The organism is Variovorax boronicumulans NBRC 103145 (assembly GCF_001591345.1).
Taxonomy (GTDB): Bacteria; Pseudomonadota; Gammaproteobacteria; order Burkholderiales; family Burkholderiaceae_C; genus Variovorax; species Variovorax boronicumulans.
This window is the reverse complement of sequence record NZ_BCUS01000012.1, coordinates 43,658-56,103: the sequence shown is the minus strand read 5'-3', so window position 1 is coordinate 56,103 and position 12,446 is coordinate 43,658. Positions and strand designations below refer to the sequence as shown.

Here is a 12,446-nt window from a genome sequence, read left to right as displayed (position 1 = left end):
GGCTTTCGGAACGGGGCGCCATTGTAGAATCGCGGGGTTTTGCGCCATAAATTCGAAGCCCCCGATATGAAGTTGTTTGCCAATATTCTGCTTGCAGCCCTCATGGGCGTCGCAGCCAGCGCGAGTTTTGCAGCCGATGAGCATGCAGCTGCCCCCGCAGCGGCAGCCGCCAAGCCGGCCAAGCCCGATCCCGCCAAGGGCGACACGCTGTTCAATGCGACGCCGGCCAACAGCCAAAGCTGTGCTTCGTGCCACAACGCGGACGGCAACTCGGCCATCGCAGCCAACCCCAAGCTGGCGCAACAACACCCCGAATACATCCTCAAGCAGCTGCAGGACTTCAAGTCCGGCAAGCGCAAGAGCGCGATCATGAAGCCGCTGGCCTCGGCGCTGTCCGAAGAAGACATGCGCAACATCGCCTGGTTCGTCGGCTCCAAGAAGATCAAGCCGGGCTTCTCGAAGGAGAAGGACACGGTCGCCCTCGGCGAGAAGATCTACCGCGGCGGCATCGGCGATCGCCAGATTCCCGCCTGCGCCGGCTGCCACAGCCCGAACGGCGCCGGCCTCCCGGCCCAGTACCCGCGCCTGGGTGGCCAGCACGCCGACTACACCGTGACCCAGCTCGTGGCCTTCCGCGACAACGTCCGCCTGAACAGCTCGCCCATGAACGGCGTGGCCGCCAAGCTCAACGACCGCGAAATCAAGGCTGTCGCCGACTACATCGCCGGCCTGCGCTGATTTCCGCCGTCGCGCTGTCCAGCGTGAACTAACCGCCGATAAAAATCCCAAACAAAGGGCGGGCCGATCCAGGAGGATGGCCCGCCCTTTTGTTTTTTTCCTCTTTCCTGGTTCCCTCCCGATGACCGTTTCCACCCATGGCCTTCGCGTGCATCGCGGCCCGCAGCTGCTTCGCGCCGCGGTGGAACTGCTGTCGTCGATGCGCTTCGCGATCGCGCTGCTCACGGTCATCTGCATCGCCTCGATCATCGGCACCGTGCTCAAGCAGCACGAGCCGATCAACAACTACATCAACCAGTTCGGGCCTTTCTGGGCCGAGCTGTTCCGCACGGCCCGGCTCGACTCGGTCTACAGCGCCTGGTGGTTCCTGCTGATCCTGCTGTTCCTGGTGATCAGCACGTTGCTGTGCGTCGCGCGCAACACGCCGCGCATCCTGATCGACCTGCGCACCTTCAAGGAAGACATCCGCGCGCAGAGCCTCAAGGCCTTCGGCCAGCGCGCCGAGAACCGGCTGGCGGAAACGCCCGACATGGCGGCCAACCGCATCGGCCAGCTGCTCGTGAGCGGCGGCTGGAAGGTCAAGCTGCAGCAGCGCAACGCCAGCGCCGACGGCAAGGCCGCGGCGGGCTGGATGGTGGCTGCGCGCGCCGGCGGCGCGCACAAGCTGGGCTACATCGCCGCCCACAGCGCCATCGTGCTGGTGTGCATCGGCGGCCTGCTCGACGGCGACCTGGTGGTGCGCGCCCAGACCTGGTTCAACGGCAAGAGCGTGTTCACGGGCGGCGGCATGATTGCCGACGTGGCGCCCGAGCACCGTCTGTCGACCGCCAACCCGACCTTCCGCGGCAACATCCTCGTGCCCGAGGGCGGGCGGGGCAACGTGGCCATCCTGAACCAGGCCGACGGCGTGCTGCTGCAGGAGCTGCCGTTCACCATCGAGCTGAAGAAGTTCATCGTCGACTACTACTCGACCGGCATGCCCAAGCTGTTCGCCAGCGAGGTGGTGCTGCACGACCGCGAGAGCGGCGAGCAGGTGCCCGCGCGCATCGAGGTGAACCACCCGGCCAGCTACAAGGGCGTGGAGATCTACCAGTCGAGCTTCGACGACGGCGGCTCCACGGTGAAGCTCAAGGCGGTGCCGATGGCGGCCGCGGCCAAGCCCTTCGAGGTCGAGGGCATCATCGGCGGCCCGAGCACCGAGATCACCAACGGCAAGGACAAGCTCACGCTCGAGTACGCCGCGCTGCGCGTCATCAACGTCGAGAACTTCGCCGACGGTGGCGCGATGGGCAGCGGCGCCGACGTGCGCAAGGTCGACCTGCGCCACGGCCTCGAGTCGCGTCTGGGCGCCGCCAACAAGACCAACAAGCCCAAGGTGCTGCGCAACATCGGCCCCAGCATCGGCTACAAGCTGCGTGACGCGGCCGGCCAGGCGCGGGAGTACCAGAACTACATGGTGCCGGTCGACGCCGGCGACGGCCAGCCGGTGTTCCTGCTGGGCATGCGCGAGAAGCCCGAGGAGCCGTTCCGCTACCTGCGCGTGCCGGCCGACGAGCAGGGCTCGATGGACGGCTTCGTGCGCATGCGCACCGCGCTGGGCGACGCCGCCACGCGCGAGCGCGCCATCCAGCGCTACATCGCCAAGGCGACCGACCCCAAGCGCCCCGAAATGGCCGAGCAGCTGCGCGTGTCGGCCGCCCGCGCGCTGGCGCTGTTCTCGGGCGCCGAGCGCGCCAAGGCCGACGCCGCGTCGCAGGGCGGCTGGCAGGCGATTGCCGAATTCATGGAAGCCAACGTGCCCGAGGCCGAGCGCGAGCGCGCCGGCACGGTGCTGGTGCGCATCCTCAACGACGTGCTGTTCGAAGTGCTCAACCTGAGCCGCGAAGGCGCCGGCCTGGCCGCGCTGCCGAACGACGAGAAGTCGCAGGGCTACCTGACGCAGGCCGTGCTGGCCCTGAGCGACGCGCACTTCTATCCGGCGCCCGTCGCGATGATGATGACCGACTTCACCCAGGTGCAGGCCAGCGTGTTCCAGGTGGCGCGCGCCCCTGGCAAGAACATCGTCTATCTGGGGTGTCTGTTGCTGATCGTCGGTATTTTTGCCATGCTGTACGTGCGCGAGCGCCGCCTGTGGGTGTGGCTGACACCCGGCGGCGGCGCCTCTGGAGACAACGACGGCCGCGACACCAGCGCAACCGTCGCCACGATGGCGTTCTCGGTCAACCGCAAGACCCTGGACAGCGATCGCGAATTCGAGCACCTGAAGCACAGGTTGCTCGCCCTGAAGAAAGAAGAACCGGCGTCACCATGAACACCACGACCCTCACGCTCCACGAAAGCTGGCTCTCCCGCCGCAACCTGTTCGACTGGGTGTTCGCGGCGCTGGTGCTGGCCGGCGGCGCGTTCGCCTTCATGCGCCACGCCGGCTCGATGGACAGCTACGAAAAGCCGATCCTCGTGGCGGCGCTGGTCTCGGTCATCGGCATCTGCTGGTTCTGGCGCCCGCTGCGGGTGCTGACGCTGGTGGTGGCCGCGGCCTCGCTGCTGGCCATCAGCTCCTACCAGGGCGATCTGGCGCGCGCCGACTCGGTGTTCTGGCTCAAGTACTTCCTGTCGAGCCAGTCGGCCATCCTCTGGATGAGCGTGCTGTTCTTCATGAGCACGCTGTTCTACTGGATCGGCTTCGCCGCCGGCAAGCAGCAGGCCGACACCTTCGACCTGATCGGCTCCCGGCTGGCCTGGGCGGCCGTGACGATGGCGCTGATCGGCACCATGGTGCGCTGGTACGAAAGCCACCAGCTCGGCCCGGACATCGGCCACATCCCGGTGAGCAACCTGTACGAAGTGTTCGTGCTGTTCTGCTGGCTGACGGCGGCGTTCTACCTGTACTTCGAAGAGCGCTACAACACGCGCGCGCTGGGTGCCTTCGTGATGCTGGTGGTGAGCGCGGCGGTGGGCTTTTTGCTCTGGTACACGATCGTGCGCGAGGCGCATGAAATCCAGCCGCTGGTGCCTGCGCTGCAGAGCTGGTGGATGAAGCTGCACGTGCCCGCCAACTTCATCGGCTACGGCACCTTCGCGCTCGCGGCCATGGTGGCCTTCGCCTACCTCATCAAGGAGCAGGCGAGCGAGACCCGCTGGTACAAGCTCACGCCGATCTGGCTCTTGGGCGTGGCGCTGTGCTTCGTGCCCGTGGCCTTCCGCCAGCGCGTGCAGGAAGCCGGCGGCAGCTACTGGGTGATCTACGCGGGCATCTCGGCGCTGATCGCGGCGGGCATCCTGCTGGGCCGCAAGCGCATCGCGGCGCGCCTGCCGGCCAACGAGGTGCTCGACGACGTCATGTACAAGTCGATCACCGTCGGTTTTGCCTTCTTCACCATCGCGACCGTGCTCGGCGCCCTGTGGGCGGCCGATGCCTGGGGCGGCTACTGGAGCTGGGACCCGAAGGAAACCTGGGCGCTGATCGTCTGGCTCAACTACGCGGCTTGGCTGCACATGCGCCTCGTGAAGGGTCTGCGCGGCACCGTGGCGGCCTGGTGGGCGCTGGCCGGCCTGGCCGTGACCACCTTCGCCTTCCTTGGCGTGAACATGTTCCTGAGCGGGCTGCACAGCTACGGCACGCTGTAAGCGCAGGCTTTGCGCCTTTTGCGAAGAATTGAAACCACGCGCCGCCATGGCGCGTAACCAAACCGGGGCATGTCACGAACTACCCTGAGCACAACGATTCACGCGAAAGGCCTGCCATGTCGTTCCCTTCCCGTTCGCACCGTCGCGACACCCACGGTTTCAACCATCCGCTGTCGAGCGAGATCACGCCGCGCGCCGCCTACGAAGGCCGGCGCGACCTGCTCAAGCTGATGGCCGGCGGTGCCGCGGGTGCGGCGCTCGCCACCTTCGCCGGGCGCGAGGCCTTCGCCCAGGCGACCGGCCCGCACAAGCTGGCCCTGCTGCCGGGCGCCAAGTCGGCCGTGCCGGGCGCGCAGACGATGGAAAAGCTCACCGACTACAAGGACGCGAGCAGCTACAACAACTACTACGAGTTCGGCGTCGACAAGGGCGATCCGGTGAAGAACGCCGGCACGCTCAAGACGCGGCCGTGGACCGTGGAGGTCGAGGGGCTGGTCAAGAAGCCGGGCAAGTACGGCATCGAGGACCTGCTCAAGCTCAGCGCGCAGGAAGAGCGCATCTACCGCCTGCGCTGCGTCGAGGGCTGGTCGATGGTGATCCCGTGGGTGGGCTATTCGCTGGCCGAGCTCATCAAGAAGGTCGAGCCGCAGGGCAACGCCAAGTTCGTCGAGTTCGTGACGCTGGCTGACCCGAAGACCATGCCCTTCGTCGGCTCGCGCGTGCTCGACTGGCCCTACACCGAGGGCCTGCGCATGGACGAGGCGATGCACCCGCTCACGCTGCTGGCCTTCGGCATGTACGGCGAGGTGCTGCCCAACCAGAACGGCGCGCCGGTGCGGCTCGTGGTGCCATGGAAGTACGGTTTCAAGTCGGCCAAGTCGATCGTCAAGATCCGCTTCGTCGAGAAGGAGCCGAGCACGGCCTGGAACAAGGCGGCGGCGCAGGAGTACGGCTTCTATTCGAACGTGAACCCGAACGTCGACCACCCGCGCTGGAGCCAGGCGACCGAGCGCCGCATCGGCGACGGCGGCGGCCTGTTCGCGAAGCGGCGCAAGACCGAGATGTTCAACGGCTACGAGGCACAGGTCGGCCAGCTCTACGCCGGCATGGACCTGAAGAAGAACTACTGAGCGGGCGCGCCCGACCGGTCGTTGCGCCATGCTGAACAAGCTGCTCATGCACCCGGCGACCAAGCCGGTCGTCTTCCTGCTGTGCCTGCTGCCGTTCGCGCGGCTGGCCTTCGGTGCCTTCACCGACGGGCTGGGCGCGAACCCGGCCGAGTTCCTGATACGCGCGACGGGCGATTGGACCTTGCGCTTCATCTGCATCGTGCTGGCGGTGACGCCGCTGCGCGTGATTGCCAAGCTCAACGCGCTGGCGCGGCTGCGCCGCATGCTGGGCCTGTTCGCGTACTTCTACGTGGTGCTGCACCTGCTGTGCTACAGCTGGTTCGACATGGGCTTCGAGTGGGGCGAGATCGCCAAGGACATCGCCAAGCGGCCGTTCATCCTGGTGGGCTTCTCGGCCTTCGTGCTGCTGACGCCGCTGGCGGCCACGTCGTTCAATCGCGCGATCAAGGCGATGGGCGCCAAGCGCTGGCAGCTGCTGCACAAGCTGGTCTACGTGATCGCGGGGCTCGGGCTGCTGCACTTCTTCTGGATGCGCGCGGGCAAGAACAACTTCGCCGAAGTGTTCGTCTACGCCGCGATCGTCGGGGTGCTGCTGGCGTGGCGCGTCTGGAATTTCGCGCGCAAGCGCCAGGCCAGGCCCGCAGTGGCCGTGCGCGGCAGCGAGAAGCCGCTGCGCACCGGCTGAGACCGGATCAGCCGTCGATCTCGGCGCGCAGCTGGTCTTCCATCGTCTCGCGGCGGCGGATCAGCTTGGCGCTGGCGCCGCTCACCAGGACCTCGGCCGCACGGCCGCGCGTGTTGTAGTTGCTGGCCATGCTCATGCAGTACGCACCGGCCGACAGCACGGCCAGCAGGTCGCCGGCCACCACGTTGAGCGCACGGTCGCGGCCGATCCAGTCGCCGCTTTCGCAGACCGGGCCCACCACGTCGTAGGTCGGCGCGTCGCCGGCGCGCTCGCGCAGCGGCACGATCTTCTGGAAGGCCTGGTACATCGCGGGGCGCGGCAGGTCGTTCATGGCCGCGTCGACGATGCAGAAGTTCTTGTCCTCGCCGGGCTTCGTGTAAAGCACCTCGGTCACGCACACGCCGGCATTGCCGACCAGCGAGCGGCCGGGTTCGATCACCAGCTTGCGCTGGCCGAAGCCGCGCGCGTCGAGCTTGGCGAGCAGCTGCTGCCACAGCGCATCGGCCTTGGGCGGCACTTCGCCGTTGTAGTCGATGCCCAGGCCGCCGCCGAAGTCCAGGTGATGGATCGGCACGCCGGCCGTCTCGATGGCCTCCACCAGGTCGAGCACGCGGTCGCAGGCGTCCAGGTAGGGCGAGGCTTCGGTGATCTGCGAGCCGATGTGGCAGTCGATGCCGACCACCTCGAGGCCCGGCAGCCGGGCGGCGTGCTGGTAGGCCTGCACCGCGCGGTCGTGCGCGATGCCGAACTTGTTGCCCTTGAGGCCCGTGGAAATGTAGGGGTGTGTCTTCGGGTCGACGTTCGGATTGATGCGGATGCTGATCGGTGCGCGCACCTTCTCGGCCAGCGCTACCTCGTTGAGCACGTCGAGCTCGGCCTCGCTCTCGACGTTGAAGCAGGCGATGCCGGCCGCCAGGGCCTGGCGCATCTCGGCGCGCGTCTTGCCGACGCCCGAGAAGATGATCTTCTTCGGATCGGCGCCCACGGCCAGCACGCGCGACAGCTCACCGCCCGAGACGATGTCGAAACCGCAGCCGGCCTCGGCGAACACGCGCAGCACGCCGAGCGACGAATTGGCCTTCATTGCATAGCAGATCAGTGCCTCGCGGCCCTCGAAGCCGCGCTGGTAGGCGGCCAGGGCGTCGAGCATCCACTGCTTCGAATAGACGAACAGCGGCGTGCCGTGCGTGCGCGCCAGCGCGTCGAGCGCGACGCCCTCGACGTGCAGCGCGCCGTCGCGGTGGGCGATGTGGGGGTGGCCGGGCAGGGGGGTGTTCGTCGTCATTTCTGGGGGGAGGCGGGGGCGCTGCTGGCTGCGGCGGGCTTGGGGGCCGCTTCGTTGTCGGAGGCTTTGGAGCCGCCGGGGGTGAGCAATTGGGGCAAGGTGGCGCGCTGGGCGGCCGCCGGATCGGTCGGCAGATAGAGCGCGCCGCGCTGTCCGCACGCCGCAAGGCCGGCCGCGCTGGCGGCAAGGCAGACCATGAGCGCGGTGCGGGCGCGAGCGCTCACTAGAATTTGGCGAACATTCAACATGCTGAAATTGTAATGACCGACACCGAGTACATGGACCGCGCCGAGGCGGCGCTTGCTGCCATCGAGCAGGGCTGCGACCGCATCAACGACGCGACCGACGCCGACATCGACAACCAGCGGGTCGGCGGGATGATCACGATGTCGTTTCGCAACGGCAGCCAGCTGATCGTGAACCTGCAGAAGCCGCTGCAGGAAATCTGGCTGGCGGCACGCTCCGGCGGCTACCACTACCGGCACGACGGCCGGGTGTGGGTGGACACCAAGACCGGGGAAGAGTTCTTCGGCAACCTGTCGCGCGAGGCGACCCTGCAGGCGGGGCAGCCGCTGGTGTTCGCGGCAGCCTGAGCCGCCGCGCTCTGTCTTTCTCGATCAGTTCCTGAACAGGTCGAGGATGCGGTTGCGCTCCTCGGGCGGCGCAGGCGCGCTGATCGCCGGGCCGCTCAGGGCTTCGGCGGGGGCCACCGGCGCGGAGGATTCCACGCCCAGGCTCGACACGCCGCGGCCCGGCGCGTAGTCGTCGTAGTACCACTCGCCGCCGACGCTCACGATGCCCGAAGGCGGCGTGGTCGACAGGTCGGTCACGGGCACGCCCTTGAGGGCGGTTTCCATGTAGTTGATCCAGATCGGCAGGCTCAGGCCACCGCCGGTTTCGCGGTCGCCCAGGTTGCGCGGCGTGTCGTAGCCGATCCACGAGATCGCCGTCATGGTGGGCTGGAAGCCCGCGAACCAGGCGTCGAGCGAGTCGTTGGTGGTACCGGTCTTGCCGTAGAGGTCGGGGCGCTTGAGCATCGCCTGCGCTTTCGCAGCCGTGCCGGCGCGCGTGATGGACTGCAGCAGCGTGTCCATGATGAAGGCGTTGCGCTGCGGGATGGCGCGCGAGGCTTCATTAAGCAATGGCGGCTGGACGTCGACCAGCACGCGGTCCTTGTGGTCGGTGACGCGGGTCACGAGGTACGGATTCACGCGGTAGCCGCCGTTGGCGAACACCGAATAGCCCACCGCCATCTGCATCGGCGTGACGGCACCGGCACCGAGCGCCATCGGCAGGTAGGCGGGGTGCTTGTCCTTGTCGAAGCCGAAATTGGTGATCCAGTCTTGCGCGTAGCGCGTGCCGATGGATTGCAGGATGCGGATCGACACGAGGTTGCGCGACTTCATCAGCGCGGTGCGCATTGACATCGGGCCGTCGAAGCCGCCGCCGTAGTTCTTGGGCTCCCACGGCTGGCCGCCGGTGGTGCCGGCATCGAAGAACAGCGGGCCGTCGTTGATGACCGTGGCGGGGGTGAAGCCCTTTTCGAGCGCCGCCGAGTAGATGAAGGGCTTGAAGCTCGAGCCCGGCTGGCGCCACGCCTGCGTGACGTGGTTGAACTTGTTCTTGCCGAAGTCGAACCCGCCGACCAGCGCCTTGATGGCGCCGTCGCGCGGGTCCATGGCCACGAACGCGCCTTCCACCTCGGGCAGCTGGGTGATTTCCCAGGTGTTCTTGGGCGTCTTGGCGACGCGGATCACGGCGCCACGGCGGATCTTGATGTTGGGCGGTGCCTTGTCCGACAGGCCGGACTGCGCGGGCTTGAGGCCGTCGCCTGTGATCTGCACGGCGTCGCCGTTGGCGCGGATGGCCTGGATCTCCTTGGGCGTGGCCTTGAGCACCACGGCCGCCATGACATCGCCGTTGTCGGGGTGGTCGTTCAGCACGTCGTCCACCGCCTCGTCGAGCTCCTTGGGGTCGTTCGGCAGGTCGATGAACTTCTCGGGGCCGCGGTACACCTGACGGCGCTCGTAATCCATGATGCCCTTGCGCAGGGCCTTGTAGGCCGCGGCCTGGTCGGCGGCGACCAGCGAGGTGTAGACCTTGAGGCCGCGCGTGTAGGTGCTGTCGCCGTACTGGGCGTACATCAGCTGGCGCACGGTTTCGGCCACGTACTCGGCGTGCAGGCGGTTCGGGTCGGCGGCGTCGCGCAGGTGCAGCTCTTCCTTCTTGGCCTCGGCTGCCTGCTCGGCGGTGATGAAGCCGGCTTCCTGCATGCGATCGATCACATAGAACTGGCGTCCGCGTGCGCGCTGCGGGTTGTTGACCGGGTTGTTGGCGCCGGGCGCCTTCGGCAGGCCGGCCAGCATGGCGGCCTGGGCAATCGTCATCTCGGACAGCGGCTTGCCGAAGTACGCCTCGGAAGCGGCGGCGAAGCCGTAGGCGCGGTTGCCCAGGTAGATCTGGTTCAGGTAGATCTCGAAGATCTGGTCCTTCGTGAGCAGGTGCTCCAGCTTGAAGGTCAGCAACACCTCGTAGATCTTGCGGGTCAGCGTCTTCTCGGAGCTCAGGTAGACGTTGCGGGCCACCTGCATCGTGATGGTGGAGGCGCCCTGGCTCTTCACGCGGTTCAGGTTGGCGAGGCCGGCGCGCACCAGCCCCTTGTAGTCGACGCCGCCGTGGTCATAGAAGCGGGCGTCTTCGGCGGCCAGGACGGCGTCCTTCACGACCTTGGGGATCGCGGCGATGGGGGTGAGGTTGCGTCGCTCCTCCCCGAACTCGCCGATCTGCGTGCCTTCGGCGGAGAACACGCGCAGCGGCAGCTTGGGTCGGTAGTCGGAGAGTTCCGAGATGTCCGGCAGGTTGGGATAGGCCACTGCCAGGGCCACGGCCACCACGCACAGGATGGAAAGCAGGCCCGCCGCAGCGATGCCCGCCCCCCAGAACACGAAACGCAACAGCCATTTCAGCCAGAAGGGGCGTTCGGGTGGAGGAGTCTTGGCGCGCCCTTTCGGGCTGGAAGTTTCTTGCATGGGGGCCCGGAGAGTCACCGGACATTATAAAAAGCCGCCCCCTCGGCGCCTCCGGATCTTTGTTACCTCGCGCATTCCCTCTCCAGGGGCTAAGCAGAAAGTTACAGAATGCGGCTTTGACGTCACGTTTTGACAACGGTTGTCGGTTCCGGGCTTTCTGCACGCTTGGTGGGCGCTGTGCCTGCTGCTAGCATGCAACCGAACGCATATTTTTCCATTGGTTACAAATAACAGGGGGAGAGGGACCTAACTTGGCTGCTCTTGGATCATTGTTTCGTCGTCAGAACGCCCCCCTGCTGGGACTGGACGTCAGTTCGTCCAGCGTGAAGCTGGTGGAGCTCGGCCGTGAGGCCAGCGGCAAGCTGGTTCTGGAGCGCTGCGCCATCGAACCGCTCGAACGCGGCTGGATCACCGACGGCAACGTCGAAAAATTCGACGAAGTCGCCGAAGCCGTGCGCCGCGTCGTGCGCAAGAGCGGCACCAAGACCCGCAACGTGGCACTGGCGCTGCCGCCCTCGGCGGTCATCACCAAGAAGATCATTCTCCCGGGCGGCATGAGCGAGCAGGAGCTCGAGATCCAGGTCGAATCCGAAGCCAACCAGTACATCCCGTTCTCGCTCGATGAAGTGAGCCTCGACTTCTGCGTGACAGGACCGAGCACGACCTCCGTCGGCGACGTGGAAGTGCTGATCGCCGCCTCCCGCAAGGAGAAGGTGCAGGACCGCGAAGGCCTAGCGGAAGCCGCGGGCCTGAAGGCCATGATTCTCGACGTCGAGTCGTATGCCTCGCGCCTCGCAACCGCACGCCTGATCGAGCAACTGCCGGGCAAGGGCGTGGACGCCATCGTGGCGCTGTTCGAAGTCGGTGCCTTCACGACCAGCATGCAGGTGCTGCGCAACCAGGAAGTGCTGTACGACCGCGACCAGGCCTTCGGCGGCGCTCAATTGAGCCAGCTGATCGTGCGCCAGTACGGTTTTTCCGCTGAGGAAGCCGAAGCCAAGAAGCGCAGCGGCGACTTGCCCGACGACTACGGTTCGGGCGTGCTCAAGCCCTTCGTCGAAAGCATCGCGCAGGAAATCGCGCGGGCGCTGCAGTTCTTCTTCACCAGCACGCCGCACAACCGCGTCGATTACGTGCTGCTGGCCGGCGGCTCGTCGTCGCTGCCGGGGCTGACCAATGCCGTGACCCGCCAGACCTCTTTTGCCTGCTCGCTCGTGAATCCGTTCGACGGCATGGACTTCGGCCCCAGCATTCGCGAGAAGAAGGTCCGCCGTGAAGCGCCTTCCTATCTGACCTCCTGCGGTCTGGCCATGCGGAGGTTCCTGCAGTGATCCTGATCAATCTGCTTCCGCACCGCGAAGTCGCGCGCAAGCGCCGCCGCGAGGCTTTCTACGGTACCCTGGGTGGTGCCGCGCTGCTGGGCGCCCTGATCGCCGGCCTCGGTTACCTGTGGTTCGAGGCCCAGATTTCGGCTCAGCAATCGAAGAACGGTTTCCTTCAGGCCGAGATCAAGAAGCTCGAAGTCGAGATCAAGGAAATCTCGACACTGCAGGAGGAAATCGCAGCCTTGCGCGCGCGCCAGCTGGCCGTGGAAGACCTGCAAGGCGACCGCAATCTGCCCGTGCACCTGCTCAACGAACTCGTCCGGCAACTGCCCGACGGCGTCTACCTCACCAGCATGAAGCAGGAGAACCAGACCGTGACCCTGCAAGGCATGGCGCAGTCGAACGAGCGCGTGTCGGAACTGCTGCGCAACCTCGGCAACAACAGCCCCTGGCTGGTGAAGCCCGAGCTGGTCGAAATCACCTCGGCCAACGTGAACCTGAGCCAGCGCGACCAGCGCCGCGTGGCGAACTTCACGATGCGCATCGGCCTCAAGCGGCCCACCGACGCCCAGAAGGCGGAGGCCGAGAAGGCCCTGGCCGCCAAGGCGCAGGCGAAGGGGTAATCGA

11 protein-coding genes are annotated in these 12,446 nt (G+C 66.6%); 8 read left to right on the top strand and 3 right to left on the bottom strand.

All coding sequences use genetic code 11. The features are described from left to right. Nucleotides 1–66: 66 nt before the first annotated feature. The 5 genes from VBO01S_RS05790 to msrQ all read left to right on the top strand — a co-directional run bounded on the left by VBO01S_RS05790 (nt 67) and on the right by msrQ (nt 6,180). Nucleotides 67–738, top strand: coding sequence for a c-type cytochrome (locus tag VBO01S_RS05790; RefSeq protein WP_062471798.1), 672 nt, complete (start codon nt 67–69; stop codon nt 736–738). 121 nt (nt 739–859) lie between these two features. Next, nucleotides 860–3,049, top strand: coding sequence for a cytochrome c biogenesis protein ResB (locus tag VBO01S_RS05785; protein WP_062471794.1), 2,190 nt, complete (start codon nt 860–862; stop codon nt 3,047–3,049). Further along, entirely contained in the window at nt 3,046–4,365 is a 1,320-nt protein-coding gene (gene ccsB, locus VBO01S_RS05780; protein WP_062471791.1) for a c-type cytochrome biogenesis protein CcsB, read from the top strand. Before VBO01S_RS05785 ends, ccsB begins: the two co-directional genes overlap by 4 nt. 116 nt (nt 4,366–4,481) lie before the next feature. Continuing rightward, nucleotides 4,482–5,495: a protein-methionine-sulfoxide reductase catalytic subunit MsrP gene (msrP, locus tag VBO01S_RS05775; RefSeq protein WP_062471788.1), complete on the top strand. Its 1,014-nt coding sequence runs from the start codon at nt 4,482–4,484 to the stop codon at nt 5,493–5,495. Between the two features lie 31 nt (nt 5,496–5,526). Then, a complete protein-coding gene (gene msrQ, locus VBO01S_RS05770) occupies nt 5,527–6,180 on the top strand; it encodes a protein-methionine-sulfoxide reductase heme-binding subunit MsrQ (protein WP_062471862.1) in 654 nt (217 codons plus the stop codon). A gap of 7 nt (nt 6,181–6,187) precedes the next feature. Here the strand turns inward: msrQ and lysA are convergent, their stop codons facing one another. Together lysA and lptM are read right to left on the bottom strand one after the other, a co-directional pair. After that, nucleotides 6,188–7,465: a diaminopimelate decarboxylase gene (gene lysA, locus VBO01S_RS05765; RefSeq protein WP_062471785.1), complete on the bottom strand. Its 1,278-nt coding sequence runs from the start codon at nt 7,463–7,465 to the stop codon at nt 6,188–6,190. Continuing rightward, the gene (gene lptM, locus VBO01S_RS05760) at nt 7,462–7,713 is read right to left on the bottom strand and encodes an LPS translocon maturation chaperone LptM (RefSeq protein ID WP_062471782.1); all 252 of its coding nucleotides are present in this window, start codon (nt 7,711–7,713) and stop codon (nt 7,462–7,464) included. Before lptM ends, lysA begins: the two co-directional genes overlap by 4 nt. 12 nt (nt 7,714–7,725) lie before the next feature. Between lptM and cyaY the strand changes: the two genes are divergently transcribed. After that, on the top strand, nt 7,726–8,058 hold the full coding sequence (gene cyaY, locus VBO01S_RS05755) for an iron donor protein CyaY (RefSeq protein ID WP_062471779.1): 333 nt from the start codon (nt 7,726–7,728) through the stop codon (nt 8,056–8,058). Between the two features lie 24 nt (nt 8,059–8,082). Here the strand turns inward: cyaY and VBO01S_RS05750 are convergent, their stop codons facing one another. After that, nucleotides 8,083–10,494, bottom strand: a complete 2,412-nt coding sequence (locus VBO01S_RS05750; protein ID WP_169805026.1) for a penicillin-binding protein 1A — start codon at nt 10,492–10,494, stop codon at nt 8,083–8,085. 251 nt (nt 10,495–10,745) lie between these two features. Here VBO01S_RS05750 and VBO01S_RS05745 point away from each other — a divergent pair, with 251 nt between their 5' ends. Beyond that, nucleotides 10,746–11,825: a pilus assembly protein PilM gene (locus VBO01S_RS05745; protein WP_062471776.1), complete on the top strand. Its 1,080-nt coding sequence runs from the start codon at nt 10,746–10,748 to the stop codon at nt 11,823–11,825. Continuing rightward, a complete protein-coding gene (locus tag VBO01S_RS05740) occupies nt 11,822–12,442 on the top strand; it encodes a PilN domain-containing protein (RefSeq protein ID WP_062471773.1) in 621 nt (206 codons plus the stop codon). The genes VBO01S_RS05745 and VBO01S_RS05740 overlap by 4 nt, the downstream gene beginning before the upstream one ends. Nucleotides 12,443–12,446 lie beyond the last annotated feature (4 nt).